We start from the raw sequence: 16,692 nt of genomic DNA, 5'->3' as shown, positions 1-16,692 counted from the left end.
AAAATGAAAAAATCAAATTCCATTTTAGAAATAGTTTCATATATAGGAGGGCTCTTTTTAATTGCAGTTGCATTGACAAGTTGTTCAAGTGATGATCCTGCAAAAGATCCTGATCCGGTTGTTGAGCCACCTGTTGTAGTAGTTCCGCCTGCTTTTCCCGGACCAACTTACGCAGATAATTATACCGCAATCTCAAGTTGGGGAAGTAAAGCACAATGGAATTTAGCCAACGTGCACGATCCAACAGTAGAAAAATGTGGTGAATACTATTATATGTATCAAACCGATGCTTCTTATGGAAATGCAACTGACGGACACGGTCATTTCTTTTACAGAAGATCAAAAGATTTAATCAATTGGGAATTTATGGGATCATCCATGACCGAAGCTCCGGCTTGGGTAAAAGATTCCCTAAACAATAAAAGAGCCAGAATGTCTCCTGCATTGCCCGCCATTACAAACCCTAATTATGGATATTGGGCACCTTGTGTTCGCAAAGTGGGTAATATCTACAGAATGTATTACAGCATCGTAGTAACAAACCCAATTGTGGGAACAGACACCAATACTTCCTGGACAGAACGTGCTTTTATTGGCTTAGCCGAGACAGATGATTTGGCTTCCAATAATTGGATAGACAAGGGAATGGTAGTTTGCTCAGAACCTGACGGTGTAAAAAGTTACGTTCGAAACGGAGGAAACGATTGGGATGCTTATTTTAAATTCAACGCCATCGATCCAAGTTTTATACAAACTCCTGAAGGCGATCAGTATTTAATTTACGGTTCATGGCATTCCGGAATCGCAGCCTTAAAACTGAATCCAACAACGGGAAAGCCGGATAAATTAAAAACAATTGACGATTACGGAACACGTATTGCAGGACGCGGAAATGTAAATTCAAACCGTTGGCAAGCACTCGAAGGACCAGAAATTATCTACAATCCGGAGACTCAATATTATTATTTATTTCTGGCTTATGACGAATTATCTGTTGCCTATAATACACGTGTAGCTCGTTCAAAAAGCATTTTAGGACCTTATCAAACCATTAGCGGAAGCAGCATTACAAGTGGAGCAGATTGTTTCCCAATGTTGACACATCCTTATTCTTTTAAAAATCATACAGGCTGGGTAGGAATCTCACATTGTGGAATCTTCCAAAATCCTGATACCAAACAATGGTATTATGCATCACAAGCGCGTTTGCCCGAAGGAGTTCCAGGAATTGCAGTTTCGAATGCTGTAATGATGGGACACGTTCGAGGTATTCAATGGACAGAAGATGGTTGGCCGGTTGTAGAAGCAGAACGTTATGCCGGAGTTCCGGCAACAACAATTACAGAAGCTAGTTTTGTGGGAACTTGGGAACAAATAACAATGAATTATCAATACAAAGTCATTCAGAAAGCCGTTACGGTTTATTTAACTGCCGATAAAAAAGTAGGCGGAGATGTTACAGGTGCTTGGTCGTATGACAGCTCCAAAAAGATCCTAACCGTAAACGGAGTAAAATGCAATGTATCTGATGCCTGGGATTGGGAACTGGCCACCAGAAAAGTGACTTTGAGTTATTCCGGTTTAACATCAGCAGGATTACCGGTTTGGGGCAAGAAAGTGAATTAAGAAAATTCCAATTTTTTAAATCCCAAATTCCAACATTCAATAATAGCCACAGATTTCAAGAAAGTAGTTTAGGGTATTAAAAGCTCCAGCGGAGCGTAATATTTATAGCGAATATAATAGGTTGTTTCTATTAGCTCCAGCGGAGCGATATATAAGTTTTTCTCAAGAATTGCAAATATGTCACCCCGACGGGACTTATTTATCATGACTTAAAAAATAAAAATCTGCGTGAAAAAATAATGTGTAAATAAATCATAATGAAAAATACAATTACAAGCCTGTCGCTTTTAGTTTTGCTTGCCTGCTTTCCAGTAGTTCAGGCACAATCTAATAAAACTCAAATCGATCCCAAAAAATTCAATAACCCGATCATCAAAGATCAATACACAGGCGATCCTGCGGCATTGGTTTACAAAGACAAAGTTTATTTATACGCTGGTCATGACGAAGCGCCAAACGATTTCAACTTCTATAAAATGAACGAATGGGTAGTCTATTCTTCATCAGATATGAAAAAATGGGAATCGCATCCGGTGCCTTTAAAAGCATCTGATTTTGCATGGGCAAAAGGTGACGCATGGGCTTCGCAAGTAATTGAAAGAAACGGAAAATTCTATTGGTATGTAACGGTTGAGCATGGTTCAGTACCCGGAAAAGCCATTGGAATTGCAGTTTCGGATAGTCCAACAGGGCCTTTTAAAGATGCTTTAGGAAAAGCCTTGATTACAAATGACATGACCAAATTTGCCAATATAAGCTGGGACGATATCGATCCAACGGTTTATATCGATACCGATGGACAAGCCTATTTGTTTTGGGGAAATACCGCGTGTCATTACGCAAAATTAAAAGACAATATGCTGGAATTAGACGGGGCAATTCAGCACATCGATCTACCTCACTTTACCGAAGCGCCTTGGATTCACAAACATAAAGACTGGTATTATTTATCATACGCTTATGAGTTTCCTGAAAAAATAGCTTATGCGATGAGTAAATCCATTAATGGTCCGTGGGAATTTAAAGGAATCTTGAATGAATTAGCAGGAAACAGTAACACTAATCATCAAGCAATTATAGATTTTAAAGGACAATCGTATTTTATTTATCACAATGGAGCGTCAATTCCAAACGGAGGAAGTTTCAGAAGATCTGTTTGTGTCGATAAATTGTATTACAATAAAGATGGAACAATGAAACGAGTAGTGATGACTTCTGAAGGAATTCAGTAAATAGTTTTCAGTCGCAGTTTTCAGAATAGAAAAAGTTTTAAGTCGCAGTTTCCAGTTTTCTTATATGATTTAAAAAGTTTCAAGTCAGCGCAAAATTTAAATTTACTTATATCACTTATATGGTTTATAAAAACATAAAACAGACATTTTTTATTCTAATCTTATTGATTGGTTCACTCTCATTTGCGCAGGAAATAGTAGTGCACGATCCTGTTGTCATCAAACAAAAAGACACTTATTATTTGTATTGTACCGGTAACGGAATCAGTGTTTTCAGTTCTAAAGATTTAAAAAACTGGAATCCCGAGCCACAAGTTTTCAAAGACAAACCAGTTTGGGCAGATGGCGTTGCAGCCGATTTCAAAAATCACATTTGGGCACCGGATATTTCGTTACACAACAAGGTTTATTATCTGTATTATTCCGTTTCGGCTTTCGCCAAAAATACATCGGCGATTGGCGTGGCGACCAATATAACTTTAGATCCAAAAGATAAAAATTACAAATGGGTCGATCAGGGAATTGTGATTCAATCGCAACCTAATCGTGATATGTGGAATGCCATCGATCCTAATTTAATCTTCGACGAAAACAATACACCGTGGTTATCATTCGGTTCTTTTTGGGAAGGATTGAAATTGGTAAAACTAAATCCGGATTTAAAATCAATCGCACAGCCACAAGAATGGCATACGATTGCAAAACGCAAAAGAACCTTCGAATTAGCGGATTCAGATCCGGGCGATGGCGCAATTGAAGCTCCTTTTATCTTCAGGAAAAACGGCTATTATTATCAATTTATTTCTTGGGATTTATGCTGTCGCGGAGAAAAAAGCACCTATAAAGTCGTTGTTGGAAGATCTAAAAACGTAACAGGACCTTATGTCGATAAAAATGGAAAATCACTAAACGAAGGCGGAGGAAGTATTGTAGTTCAGGGTGATGAAAATTACTTTGGCGTAGGCCATAACAGCGCTTATACATTTGATGGAAAAGATTATATTTTTTACCACGCTTACGAAAAGAAAACCAATGGAGTGCCAAGATTAATAGTTAAAGAAATGGTTTGGGACAATGATTTATGGCCCGTTTTAAAATAGAATGACAATATAATGAAAAAATATACTTTTCCAATTTTAACGATTTTTCTATCGCTTATAATTTTTGTTTCCTGTAAAGAAACGAAGAATGATGTAGTGCAATCGAGCAAAACTTCAGCATTAAAAGCGGGTTACGAAATTGAACCGGTCAACATTCAAAATGTAAAACTGACAGATTCTTTTTGGTTGCCGATTATTAAAAGAGTGCAGGAAATTACGATTGCATACGCCATTCAGAAATGTAATGAAGAAGGGAGATTCGAGAATTTTTTAATCGCAGGAAAACAAAAAACAGGAGAAGTCAGAGGGGAAATGCCTTTTGACGATACGGATGTTTACAAGATTATCGAAGGAGCATCGAATACTTTGATCAGTGCGCCAAACCCAAAACTTGAAAAAGTACTGGATTCCTTAATTGCCATTGTAAAAATTGGTCAGGAAAAAGACGGTTACCTAACAACCTGGAGAACTATAAATCCGGCAAAACCACCAGCGCCGTGGGTTCCCGTAATCGAGGGAAAACGTTGGGAATCATTACAAATCAGTCACGAATGCTATAATTCAGGACATTTGATTGAAGCTGCCGTCGTGCATTATGAAGCAACCGGAAAAAGAAATTTCCTTGACATTGCGATCAAAAATGCAGATTTATTAGTAAAAACTTTTGGCGACAAACCAGGTCAGGTAAAAGGCGTTCCAGGGCATCAGATTGTAGAAACGGGCTTGATCAAATTATACCAAATTACAGGAAAAGAAGACTATCTAAAACTGGCGAAATACTTTTTGGACAATCGCGGAAATTCAAACAATCACAAATTATATGGCGAATATGCACAAGATCATATTCCGGTCGTACAACAGAATGAAGTGGTTGGTCATGCCGTAAGAGCCGTTTATATGTATGCAGGAATGACAGATATCGCCGCCATGACAAAAGACCAGGGATATACCGATGCCGTAAATAAGTTATGGGATAATATGGTCAACAAAAAAATGTACATCACAGGCGGAATTGGTTCAAGACATGACGGAGAAGCTTTTGGAGAAAATTATGAATTGCCAAATTTAACCGCTTACAACGAAACCTGCGCTGCCATTGGAGATGTATATTGGAATCACAGATTACATAATTTAACGGGTAAATCACAATATTTTGATGTGATCGAAAGAACGATGTACAACGGATTAATCTCTGGAATTTCATTAAACGGAAAAGAATTTTTCTATCCAAATGCCTTAGAATCTGATGGCATTTTTAAATCAAACAGAGGATCGTGTACGCGTCAGGCTTGGTTTGATTGTTCTTGTTGTCCAACGAATTTAATTCGATTTGTTCCATCGATTCCGGGATTGATTTATTCAAAATCAAAAGATGCATTATATGTGAATTTATACGCTTCAAACAACGCCTCTTTCACTTTAGGAAAAACCGATTTAGAGATTTCACAACAAACAGGATATCCCTGGAATGGAAAAGTAGTAATCTCGGTTAACCCGAAAAAAGAAAGCCAATTCACGATCAAATTGAGAGTTCCGGGTTGGGCAAGAAATGAAGTTTTGCCGGGCGATTTATACACTTATAAAAAAGCTTCTACTCAAAAAGTATCAATTAATCTGAACGGAGAAACATTGGCGATTCAGCCACAAGACGGTTATTTCACCATTACCAGAAATTGGAAAAAAGGTGATAAAATCAATCTTAATTTCCCAATGGAAGTTCAGGAAGTAGAAACAAACGCGAAAGTAGAATCTAATAAAAACAAAGTCTCTTTAGAATACGGACCAATCGTTTACGCCGTAGAAGAAATCGACAACAAAACCAATTTTGATAAAATAGATGTAGCCGCCAAAGATACTTTCACAGTAAAAAAAGAACCGAATTTATTGCAAGGCGTAAACGTCATCGAAAATTCAAAATTCAAAGCAATACCTTATTACAGCTGGTCGAATAGAGGTGTTGGAAAAATGAAAGTTTGGTTGGATTATAAGAATTGAGATTAAAGAGAATAGAACAAAGAGAATAGAACAAAGAGTATAGAATAAAGAGGCAAGAAGAAAGATAATACCGTAGATAATAGGATTAAAAAAGATTTAAAAAAGTTCCGGAGGAACGATTTATATTGTAGAGACGGATTTCAATCCGTCAGGCACAATCAGAATAAAGAATTAAAAAGATTAAAAAAAATCTGCTCAGATCTGCAAAAATCTGCGTGAAACAAAAATAAAAATCCGTTTTTATCCGCGTTTTCACTTTAGTGAATCAGTATAATCCGCGTGCCATTAAAACACAAACAAAATAAAAATGAAGTCCAATTTAATTACCAAAATTACCCTTTGTGGTTTATTGCTGAATGGCTTTTATGCTTCGGCACAAAAAAATAACCTTCAGGTAGACGCTGCAAAATCAGTTACCAAAATTCAGCCAACGATGTATGGAGTCTTTTTTGAAGATATCAATTTTGCTGCCGATGGAGGTTTGTATGCCGAAATGATCAAAAACAGATCATTCGAATTCGAAACGCCTATGATGGGATGGAACGAACCCAACAGCGACCGCCACAAATTAAACCTTCAATCCGGAATCGCCAATATTATTCAGTATTCGCAAAAAGGAACCAATCATAATTATTGCCGTGTTACAATCAACGATGCAAACGGTTATGAAATGATCAACGAAGGTTTCAGAGGAATGGGAATCAAGAAAGATTTGAAATATAATTTATCCTTGAAAGCTTCAAAAATTTCAGGAGATATTTCTAAGATAAAAATCCAATTCATTGATAAAAACAAAAAGGTTTTAGGAGAAACTTCAATCACGCCAACATCAAAAGAATGGACAAATTATACTGCACAATTAACCGCAACTGCAACCGAAGCAAAAGCACAAATCAGAATCACTTTTCAAGGAAGCGGAGTTATTGATTTAGATGCTATTTCGTTATTTCCGGAAGATACCTGGAAAGGCAGAAAAAACGGAATGCGTGCTGATTTAGTACAATTATTATACGATTTGAAACCAGGATTTTTACGTTTTCCGGGCGGATGTATTGTAGAAGGAAAAACACTGGCGTTGCGTTATCAATGGAAAAAATCAATTGGAAATGTAGAAGACAGAGAAACGATGATCAACCGTTGGAATACCGAGTTTGCACATAAATTGGCGCCGGATTATTTCCAGAGTTTTGGTTTAGGATTCTTCGAATATTTCCAACTTTCAGAAGATATTGGAGCTGCGCCGTTACCTATTTTAAGCTGCGGAATGGCGTGTCAGTTCAACACAGGAGAATTGGTTCCAATGGATCAAATCGATCCTTATGTACAAGATGCTTTAGACTTAATTGAATTTGCAAATGGCGATCAAACTACTGCCTGGGGGAAAGTCAGAGCTGATATGGGACATCCAAAACCATTCAACTTAAAACATATCGGAGTTGGAAATGAGCAATGGGGACCTGATTATATCGAGCGTTTCAAAGTGTTTCAAAAAGCCATCAAAGCAAAATATCCAAACATCATAATCGTTTCCGGAACTGGACCTTATCCTGATGGAGATTATTTTGATTACGGTATGACCGAACTTAAAAAACTGAACGCAGAAATCGTTGATGAACATTATTATAAAGATCCGGCATGGTTTCGTAAAAATGTAACACGTTACGATAATTACGATCGTAAAGGACCAAAGATTTTTGCAGGAGAATATGCAGCGCAAAGTGTAGCAATTGCAAGTCCGGACAATAAAAATAACTGGGAATGTGCTTTCTCTGAAGCGGCTTTTATGACGGGAATGGAACGTAATGCTGAGGTAGTGCACCTGACTTCTTACGCACCACTTTTGGCTCACGTTGAAGGATGGCAATGGACACCGGACATGATTTGGTTCAACAATTTGCAATCTTATGGAACGCCCAATTATTATGTTCAGAAATTATTCTCTAACAATAAAGGAACTGATTTAATCAATATTACAAAAGACGGAAAAGCAGTTACAGGACAAAACGATTTGTTTGCATCAGCAGTAAAAGATATTGACTCTAAGGAAGTAATCCTGAAAATTGTAAATGCTTCTGCATCGGCACAAAATGCTTCAATTGATGTAAAAGGAGCCAAATTAAATTCAAAAGGAACAGCGATAACTTTAAAAGGAGACGGAATAAATGATGAAAATTCTTTTGAGTTTCCAACCAAAATTAGCCCAAAAGAAACTGAGTTTAAGGTAAACGGAAGTAAAGTGCAATATGATTTTCCGGCATACTCAGTTACCGTTTTGAAGATAAAGATGAAATAATCGCAACATAATAAATGTAAAATCAACGTTTGTTTTCTGTTTTGATGCTAAAGCGCTGTTTTGATGCATTATTTGTAAAAATTACAACAGCTGTTTTTGTTAAGTGTTTTTTATACACTTATAAAATAATTATATTTATATTTGTCATTATTAAAAAATGAATTCAATGAAAAATTACGTTATAGGATTGGACTACGGAACAGATTCTGTTCGGGCGATGCTAATAGATACTGAAAATGGGCAAGAGCTGGCATCAAATGTTTCTCATTATAAAAGATGGAAAAACAAGCAATATTGTGACGCATCTATAAATCAATTTCGTCAACATCCATTAGATCATATTGAAGGATTAGAAATCACGATTCAAACCGTTATAAAAGAAAGTAAAGTTGATCCTTCACAAGTACGCGGAATTTGCATTGATACGACCGGATCTTCTCCAGTTCCTGTTACGAAAGACGGAATTCCGTTGGCCTTAACAAAAGGTTTTGAGGAAAATCCGAATGCGATGATGGTATTGTGGAAAGATCATACTTCTATAAATGAAGCAAACGAAATCAACGAACTGGCGGTAAGCTGGGGCGGAGAAAATGTAACAAAATATGTAGGCGGAATTTATTCATCTGAATGGTTTTGGGCAAAAATCTTGCACATTGCCAGAGAAGATGAAGCCGTTCAAAATGCAGCGCACACCTGGATGGAGCATTGCGATTTAATGACTTATTTATTAATTGAAGATAAAGATTTAAAAACCTTTAAAAGAAGCCGTTGTGCTGCGGGTCACAAAGCAATGTGGCACGAACACTGGAATGGTTTGCCACCAGTAGAATTTTTAGGAAAACTGCATCCATATTTGGCAACACTTCGTGGTAATTTATATGATGAAACGTATACCTCTGATGTTGTTGCCGGAAATTTAAGCAAAGAATGGGCAGATCGTTTAGGACTTTCTACAGATACAGTTATAGCAGTAGGAACTTTCGATGCACATTCAGGAGCTGTAGGAGCAAAAATTGGCGAGAATACTTTGGTTCGCGTTATGGGAACTTCGACCTGCGATATTTTGGTTGGTTCTTATGATGAAGTTGGTACAAAAACGGTTCGCGGAATATGCGGACAAGTGGATGGATCTGTAATTCCCGGATTTATTGGTTTAGAAGCCGGACAATCTGCTTTTGGAGATTTATTGGCTTGGTACAAAGAATTATTGCTTTGGCCAACAGATCATTTATTGACTGCTTCAACAGTTTTAAATGATGCTCAAAAAGAACAATTAAGAGAAGAATTCAGCGATAAACTAATTGTAGAATTAACGAAAGAAGCAGAGAAAATTCCGGTTTCAGAAAGTCTTCCAATTGCTTTAGACTGGATCAACGGACGCAGAACTCCAGATGCCAATCAGGAATTAAAAAGTGCGATTTCGAATTTGTCTTTAGGAACAAAAGCACCGCATATTTTCAAAGCTTTAGTAAATGCAATCTGTTTTGGAGCAAAGAAAATTGTAGATCGTTTTGAAGAAGAAGGAGTAAAAATTGACAGCGTTATCGGAATTGGAGGCGTTGCCAGAAAATCACCTTTTATCATGCAGACTTTGGCTAACGTTTTAAACAAGCCAATTAAAATTGCAGCTTCAGATCAGACTCCTGCTTTAGGAGCGGCAATTTATGCAGCCGTTGCAGCCGGAATTTATCCAAATGTAATCGAAGCAAGCCAAAAAATAGGAAGTGATTTTGACGGAGAATATTTCCCTCAATTAGATAAAGTCGCAGCGTATCATAAACTGTTGCTGGCGTACGATCAGTTAAGTGCTTTTGAAGATCCAACTATAAAAACAGCAAAACATGAGTTCTCTTTATAAAGATTTAAAACAAGAATGTTACGAAGCCAATATGCAGTTAAACGCATTGAATTTGGTTGTATATACTTTTGGAAATGTAAGTGCGGTGGATAGAAAAAATGGTGTTTTTGCCATAAAACCAAGCGGCGTTCCGTACGAAGACCTAAAACCCGAAGATATTGTGATTGTTGATTTTGACAACAATATCATCGAAGGTTCTATGCGTCCGTCTTCAGACACTAAAACACATGCTTATTTATATAAAAACTGGCCAAATATTGGAGGCGTTGCACATACACACGCCACTTATTCTGTTGCCTGGGCGCAATCGCAACGAGATATTCCAATCTTTGGGACCACGCATGCCGATCATTTAACAGCTGATATTCCGTGTGCGCCCCCGATGGCAGATTCGCTTATCGAAGGAAACTACGAACACAATACAGGAATTCAGATTTTGGATTGTTTCAAAGAAAAAAATCTTTCGTACGAAGAAGTAGAAATGGTTTTGATTGGAAATCACGGTCCATTTGCCTGGGGGAAAAATGCAGCAAAAGCAGTGTACAACAGTAAAGTTTTAGAAGTCGTTGCCGAAATGGCTTATCTGACTTTACAAATAAACCCAAACGCACCAAGATTAAAAGATTCTCTAATAAAAAAACATTACAATCGTAAACACGGAAAAGACTCGTATTACGGACAGTAAGGAATTTTGTTTCAGGTTTCAGGTTTTTCTTTGTTTCAAGTTGTTGGAACGTGAAACCCGAAACGTGAAACAAAGAAAAACTAGAAATAACAATAACAAAAAGATAAATAACAAAGATTTTCGACATTTCAAAACTTGACTCGAGAGCTCTGCTCGAACAGGCGAAGCAAACTTGAAACAAAGAAAACCTGAAACAAAAAATTAACAATTCAAGATTTGCAGATTCCAACAACTTGAAACCTGAAACTTGAAACAAAATAAACAAATAAAGACATGATTGATATATCTCAAAAAGAAGTTTGGTTTGTAGTAGGAAGCCAGGAATTATACGGACCGGAAACATTAAAATTAGTGGCAGAACATGCTGCAATTATGGCAAAAGGTTTAGACGCTTCATCGCACATTCCGGTAAGAATTGTTTGCAAAGACACTTTAAAATCGCCTAAGCAAATTCTGGATTTATGTTTAGAAGCAAACTCTGCTAAAAACTGTATTGGTCTTGTTGCCTGGATGCATACGTTCTCTCCGGCTAAAATGTGGATTGGCGGTTTAAGTATTTTAAAGAAACCATTATGCCACTTGCATACACAATACAACGCCGAAATTCCGTGGGGAACAATCGACATGGATTTCATGAATCTGAATCAATCGGCGCATGGAGATCGTGAGTTTGGTTTTATCATGTCCAGAATGCGTAAAAAACGTAAAGTGGTTGTTGGACATTGGGAAGATCCACGTGTTTTAAATAAACTTGGTGTTTGGACAAGAGTAGCTTTGGGTTGGGATGAACTTCAAAACTTAAAAGTAGCCCGTATTGGAGACAATATGCGTGAAGTTGCCGTAACGGAAGGTGATAAAGTTGAAGCTCAGATTCGTTTCGGAATGTCTGTTAACGGTTATGATTCATCAGATGTTACCAAACATATCGAGAAAGTTACAGAGCAACAATTAAATGATTTATTGGCAGTTTACGAATCTTCTTATTCTTTAACCGATTCATTAAAAGAAGGCGGAGCGCAAAGAAGTTCATTAGTAGAAGCAGCAAAAATAGAATTAGGTTTAAGAGCTTTCCTTGAAGAAGGAGGTTTTGGAGCCTTTACAGATACGTTTGAAAATCTTGGAGTTTGGAAACAATTGCCAGGAATTGCAACACAAAGATTAATGGCCGACGGTTATGGTTTTGGTGGCGAAGGCGACTGGAAGACAGCAGCAATGGTTCGTGCATTAAAAGTTATGAACGTTGGTCTTGAAGGAGGAACGTCTTTCATGGAAGATTACACCTATCATTTTACACCACAAAAATCGTATGTTTTAGGATCTCACATGTTAGAAATTTGCCCGTCTATTGCAGAGGCAAAACCTTCATGCGAAGTACATCCGTTAGGAATTGGCGGAAAAGAAGATCCTGCACGTTTGGTGTTTAATTCGCCTGCCGGAGCAGCAATCAATGTTTCTTTGGTAGATATGGGGAACCGTTTCCGTTTGATCGTGAATGAAGTTGAAGCAATAAAACCTTTAGCAGATTTACCAAAATTGCCGGTAGCCAGAGTTTTATGGGATTGTAAACCAAACCTTGATATCGCAGCAACAGCATGGATTTTAGCAGGAGGAGCACATCACACCGTTTACAGTCAGGCCATCACAACAGAATATATGGAAGATTTCGCGGATATCGCAGGAATCGAATTATTGGTTATTGATGAGAAAACTACCGTTAGAGACTTCAAAGATAAGATTAATGCTAATGAAGCTTATTATCATTTGTTTCAACACGGTCTTTAATTTTTTAAAGTTGCTAAGATTCTGAGTTGCTAAGGTTCTAAGTTTTTTTATTACTTTTAAATTTTTCACATTTTACTTTTTACAATATTTAAAACTATTATTTATGAATGTATTAAAACGCTGTGTTTTTGGAATTAGCTTGTTGAGTTTGGCAGCAATTTCAGTTCAATGCAAAAACGATAAAAAAATGGATGCTACAACAGTTTCTTCAGATGAAAAAGTGACAGTTACAATCGAAAAATCTGCTTACGGAACTACTGCCAAGGGAGAAAAAGTCGACAGTTATAAACTGAAAAACCAAAATGGGATGGAAGTTGACATCATCACTTTTGGAGGAAGAATTACAGATTTGAAGGTGCCTAATAAAGAAGGAGTTTCTGAAAATGTAGTAATTGGATTTAATTCTTTGGCACAATACGAGAAAGAAAATCCATTCTTTGGAGCTTTGATCGGAAGATATGGAAACAGAATTGCGAAAGGAAAGTTTACATTAGATGAAAAACAATATCAGTTAGCAATCAATAATGCACCAAATGCGTTGCATGGCGGACCGCAAGGATATTTTAATGTTGTATGGAAAGCTGAAGAAGCAAAATCCGGAGCAGAAGCTACATTAAAATTATCTTATTTAAGCAAAGATATGGAAGAAGGTTATCCGGGAAACTTACAAGTTTTTGTAACCTATACATTAACAAATGACAATCAGTTAGAAGTTCTTTACGAAGCAACAACAGATAAGAAAACGGTTGTGAATTTGACTCAGCATTCGTATTTTAATTTATCAGGAGATTTTACAAAAACAATCTTAGATCACGAATTGACTTTAAATGCTGATAAATTAGTTCCGGTTGATGCAACTCTTATTCCAACAGGAAAATTAGAAGATGTTGCCAATACACCTTTCGATTTTAGAAAAGCAAAATTAATTGGAAAAGACATCGAGGTTAAAAACGAACAATTAGAAAGAGGAAAAGGATACGACCATTGCTGGGTATTGAACAATCCTGAAAAAGGAAAAACAATCATCGCAAAAGTATACCACGCAGCAAGCGGTAGAGTTTTGGAAATGACAACAGATGAACCTGGAATTCAGTTTTACTCCGGAAATTTCCTTGACGGAACTTTACCAACTCCCAAAGGTGGAATGTACGGTCATAGAACGGGTCTTTGTTTAGAAACAGAACATTATCCGGATTCTCCAAATCAGAAAAACTTCCCAACAACGGTTTTAAACCCGGGAGAAAATTATAAAACTAAAACTACTTTTAAATTCTCAGTAAAGAAATAGTTTTAGAATTTGTTTAATAGTTCAGTAATTCTCTAAGAAACCTCGAAAGTTATGCTTTCGGGGTTTTTTATGGGATAAGTTTGCCACGAATTTTACGAATTAGCACGAATTTTTGTCATTTCGACGAAGGAGAAATCACACTAGTTGCTCGATAAAGATTGAAGGCTTTTTTGTGCGGAGTTTCGTGTGTGATTTCTCCTTCGTCGAAATGACAAGATTGTGTTTAAACTTTGCGCCTCTGCGCCTTTGCGCGATTAATTCATTTGCAATGTATAAAAATCTTAATTTAGCTAAAGCAAACAAAATGTAAATGAAACACCTATTCAAAGCAGAAGTAAAATGGACTTCCAATCAAGATGCAATAGATTCAGCAAAGAGATTTTACAGTAAAAGTCATCAAATTAAAATCGAAGGAAAACCAATTTTAAATGTTTCAGCAGCAAAAGCATTCAAAGGTGATCCGGAATTATACAATCCCGAAGATTTGTTGTTGAGCAGTTTGGTTTCGTGTCACATGATGTCCTATTTATATGTCTGCTCTCAGAACGGAATAGAAGTTCTCGAATACTCAGACCATGCCGAAGCAACATTAGAAGTTTCTCCTGACGGAAGCGGGCGTTTTATAGAAGTTCGATTAAATCCGAAAGTTAAGATTTCAAATCATGATAAAGTTGAGTTAGCAATAGAACTTCATAAAAAGGCAAATCAATTATGCTTTATTGCTAATTCGTGCAATTTTCCTGTTTCGCACAATGCAAATTGTGAAATATAAATTAAATTCCAAAACAAAAAAAATCCAAATTCCAATAGATAGCTAACATCATTGGAATTTGGAATTTTAAAATATTGGAATTTATATCTTAACCACAAACCCACCAGTAGGTTTCATTTTTACGGTCAGTTTTTGATTTTTAGAAATAGATTCTTGTTTAAAACCTTTTTCATCTTCCAGAATAATAAATCCTTTTTGATTCTTTACAAAAGACAAATCAAGTTCAATTTCCTTTGGAGAATTTTCTCCATTAATTCCCACAATATGCCAGGTGTTTCCGCTTCTTCTCGCCATTACAATATATTTCCCCGGAAAACCTGCAATGAATTTTGAGTCGTCCCAATTCGTTGGAATATCTTTTAAATAATCAACAACATAAGCAGGCATTTTGGCCATTCCTTTTGGGATTTCAGCAATATGCTGAATACCCGATAAGAACAAAACCGGCAAAGCCAATTCAAAAGCTGGAGTTGTTTTTCGATTGATATTCGGAATCTTATCTAATGCCATTGGAGTGAAATCCATTGGATCAAAAACATTTCTGGCAAAGGGCAACATGGTACAATGACTTGGCTCTAAATCGGCAATTTTTTGGTCGAATGTAATATATTCATATCCTTTCACAGCTTCTGTAGTCAGTAAATTTGGATACGTACGTTGCCATCCGCGCGGTAAAGTTGCACCATGAAGATTAATCATCAATTTATAATCGGCAGCATCTTTTAGCATATCATGATAATACGCAATCATCGATTGTCCGTCGCCGCCAAAGAAGTCAACCTTAATTCCCGCAATACCTAAATCGTTCATTCTTTTAAACTCAAAAGCCCTAGCTTCATGCGTCAATAATTTATTCTTTGGATGATATTCGGTACTATTCCATGAACCCGATGAATTGTACCAAACCAATAATTTTACATTTTTAGTTTTTCCAAAAGCCACTAATTCCTTCATTTTTTCGTCACCGATTCTCGTATCCCAATCCGCATCAATGAGGCAATACGGCCAGTTCATTTTCGATGCATATTCAATAAACTGATGCGTGGTTTCATAGTTTACAGAATCGTCTTTTAATAACACCCAGCTCCATGACGAAAGTCCGCTTTTGATAAAAGAAGTATCCATTTTTATAGCAGGATCAGCTAAGTCAGTTCCTAAAGTGCTTTCTGTAATTGTGTTTAATGAACCAATTGTAATAATGCGCCAAGGAGTAATCCAGGGCAATTGAGATTCCGGATTCAAAGCGCCATTTGGGAAAATTTCTTCCTTTTGAGGAAAAGTCACCTGCATTGCTTTTGCACTTTCGTTATAAACCAATCGTGTTCCGCAATATTTATTGTGTAAGCCAGTTTCGGTAATCAAAACCCAATTGTTATTCGTTTCAAAGAGAGCCGGATAAACCCAGCCTTCGCCAAATGCAGGTTTTGTGTTCAAAGGCACGCCCATTGCATAATGTTCTTCGTAAGCAGGATTCGTTTCTTTCCAGCCTGTTTTAGCTTTCGACATGGGTTGCAACCAGGCTTTCGCCGAAGTATCAAAATTATAAGTTGTTTTTTCTTCAACGATTCTTTTCAATTCTTTTGAAGTTGAAGGAAAGTTGTATCGAAGTGCAACGCCATCTTTTGAAAGTTTGAAAATAATTTCCATTGATTCACCTTTAGTATTTTGAAGGCTTACTATATATTGATTTGCTGAATAAGAAATATCTTTTCGTTTTCCCTGAAGCATCGAGTAGTGGTCAGTTACTTTTTTAGCGTCAGAGATTTTAATCACCTTTAAATCAGAATAGAAATTAGCGTCTTCGCGGATAATTCCCAATTCAGAAGCATTTAGGACGGGTTTTCCATTATAAGAAATGGAATAGGTTGGAGTATTTTTCGCATTCATATCGAAGTCTACTTTTATAGTCTTCTCAGAATTTGTGAAAAATGAATTTGGTTTTTTTTGAGCAAAGGAATTGGTAAATATTCCAAAAATGGTTAGTAATAATAGTTTTTTCATAGTTAAGTGTTTGTTTTACACTTACAAACATAGCGAAATTATTTTAATATAAAATGCTTG

General features: G+C 36.7%; 11 protein-coding genes. 10 read left to right on the top strand and 1 reads right to left on the bottom strand.

The window, feature by feature from the left end; translation table 11 throughout:
- Positions 1–3: 3 nt before the first annotated feature.
- From ACQKCJ_RS00115 to ACQKCJ_RS00070, 10 genes are all read left to right on the top strand, one after another.
- The gene (locus ACQKCJ_RS00115; RefSeq protein ID WP_427401110.1) at positions 4–1,626 is read left to right on the top strand and encodes an arabinan endo-1,5-alpha-L-arabinosidase; all 1,623 of its coding nucleotides are present in this window, start codon (positions 4–6) and stop codon (positions 1,624–1,626) included.
- Positions 1,627–1,883: 257 nt separating this feature from the next.
- Complete coding sequence (locus tag ACQKCJ_RS00110; protein WP_271335127.1) at positions 1,884–2,858, top strand: glycoside hydrolase family 43 protein; 975 nt, start codon at positions 1,884–1,886, stop codon at positions 2,856–2,858.
- A gap of 119 nt (positions 2,859–2,977) precedes the next feature.
- The gene (locus ACQKCJ_RS00105) at positions 2,978–3,958 is read left to right on the top strand and encodes an arabinan endo-1,5-alpha-L-arabinosidase (RefSeq protein WP_271335128.1); all 981 of its coding nucleotides are present in this window, start codon (positions 2,978–2,980) and stop codon (positions 3,956–3,958) included.
- Between the two features lie 12 nt (positions 3,959–3,970).
- Positions 3,971–5,953, top strand: coding sequence for a glycoside hydrolase family 127 protein (locus ACQKCJ_RS00100; RefSeq protein WP_427401109.1), 1,983 nt, complete (start codon positions 3,971–3,973; stop codon positions 5,951–5,953).
- A gap of 307 nt (positions 5,954–6,260) precedes the next feature.
- Positions 6,261–8,246 carry an alpha-L-arabinofuranosidase C-terminal domain-containing protein gene (locus ACQKCJ_RS00095; protein ID WP_427401108.1) on the top strand — a complete coding sequence of 662 codons (1,986 nt, stop codon included), beginning with the start codon at positions 6,261–6,263 and terminating at the stop codon, positions 8,244–8,246.
- Between the two features lie 166 nt (positions 8,247–8,412).
- Complete coding sequence (locus ACQKCJ_RS00090) at positions 8,413–10,104, top strand: ribulokinase (protein WP_427401107.1); 1,692 nt, start codon at positions 8,413–8,415, stop codon at positions 10,102–10,104.
- Positions 10,088–10,789 carry an L-ribulose-5-phosphate 4-epimerase gene (locus ACQKCJ_RS00085; RefSeq protein WP_072957886.1) on the top strand — a complete coding sequence of 234 codons (702 nt, stop codon included), beginning with the start codon at positions 10,088–10,090 and terminating at the stop codon, positions 10,787–10,789. The genes ACQKCJ_RS00090 and ACQKCJ_RS00085 overlap by 17 nt, the downstream gene beginning before the upstream one ends.
- A gap of 273 nt (positions 10,790–11,062) precedes the next feature.
- A complete protein-coding gene (gene araA / locus ACQKCJ_RS00080; protein WP_271335133.1) occupies positions 11,063–12,571 on the top strand; it encodes an L-arabinose isomerase in 1,509 nt (502 codons plus the stop codon).
- 103 nt (positions 12,572–12,674) lie between these two features.
- Entirely contained in the window at positions 12,675–13,859 is a 1,185-nt protein-coding gene (locus tag ACQKCJ_RS00075; protein WP_271335134.1) for an aldose epimerase family protein, read from the top strand.
- Positions 13,860–14,169: 310 nt separating this feature from the next.
- Positions 14,170–14,631, top strand: coding sequence for an OsmC family protein (locus tag ACQKCJ_RS00070; protein WP_271335135.1), 462 nt, complete (start codon positions 14,170–14,172; stop codon positions 14,629–14,631).
- A gap of 81 nt (positions 14,632–14,712) precedes the next feature.
- Here ACQKCJ_RS00070 and ACQKCJ_RS00065 read toward each other — a convergent pair whose 3' ends face one another.
- Positions 14,713–16,632: a glycoside hydrolase family 97 catalytic domain-containing protein gene (locus tag ACQKCJ_RS00065; protein ID WP_427401106.1), complete on the bottom strand. Its 1,920-nt coding sequence runs from the start codon at positions 16,630–16,632 to the stop codon at positions 14,713–14,715.
- Positions 16,633–16,692: the final 60 nt, after the last annotated feature.

The organism is Flavobacterium sp. NPDC079362 (assembly GCF_050267765.1).
Classification (GTDB): Bacteria; Bacteroidota; Bacteroidia; order Flavobacteriales; family Flavobacteriaceae; genus Flavobacterium; species Flavobacterium azizsancarii.
This window is presented reverse-complemented; position numbering and strand designations above follow the sequence as displayed.

Coding starts and splice junctions, on each gene's coding strand:
- ACQKCJ_RS00115 (WP_427401110.1), top strand. CDS start 4: ATGAAAAAATCAAATTCCATTTTAGAAATAGTTTCATATATAGGAGGG.
- ACQKCJ_RS00110 (WP_271335127.1), top strand. CDS start 1,884: ATGAAAAATACAATTACAAGCCTGTCGCTTTTAGTTTTGCTTGCCTGC.
- ACQKCJ_RS00105 (WP_271335128.1), top strand. CDS start 2,978: ATGGTTTATAAAAACATAAAACAGACATTTTTTATTCTAATCTTATTG.
- ACQKCJ_RS00100 (WP_427401109.1), top strand. CDS start 3,971: ATGAAAAAATATACTTTTCCAATTTTAACGATTTTTCTATCGCTTATA.
- ACQKCJ_RS00095 (WP_427401108.1), top strand. CDS start 6,261: ATGAAGTCCAATTTAATTACCAAAATTACCCTTTGTGGTTTATTGCTG.
- ACQKCJ_RS00090 (WP_427401107.1), top strand. CDS start 8,413: ATGAAAAATTACGTTATAGGATTGGACTACGGAACAGATTCTGTTCGG.
- ACQKCJ_RS00085 (WP_072957886.1), top strand. CDS start 10,088: ATGAGTTCTCTTTATAAAGATTTAAAACAAGAATGTTACGAAGCCAAT.
- araA (WP_271335133.1), top strand. CDS start 11,063: ATGATTGATATATCTCAAAAAGAAGTTTGGTTTGTAGTAGGAAGCCAG.
- ACQKCJ_RS00075 (WP_271335134.1), top strand. CDS start 12,675: ATGAATGTATTAAAACGCTGTGTTTTTGGAATTAGCTTGTTGAGTTTG.
- ACQKCJ_RS00070 (WP_271335135.1), top strand. CDS start 14,170: ATGAAACACCTATTCAAAGCAGAAGTAAAATGGACTTCCAATCAAGAT.
- ACQKCJ_RS00065 (WP_427401106.1), bottom strand. CDS start 16,632: ATGAAAAAACTATTATTACTAACCATTTTTGGAATATTTACCAATTCC.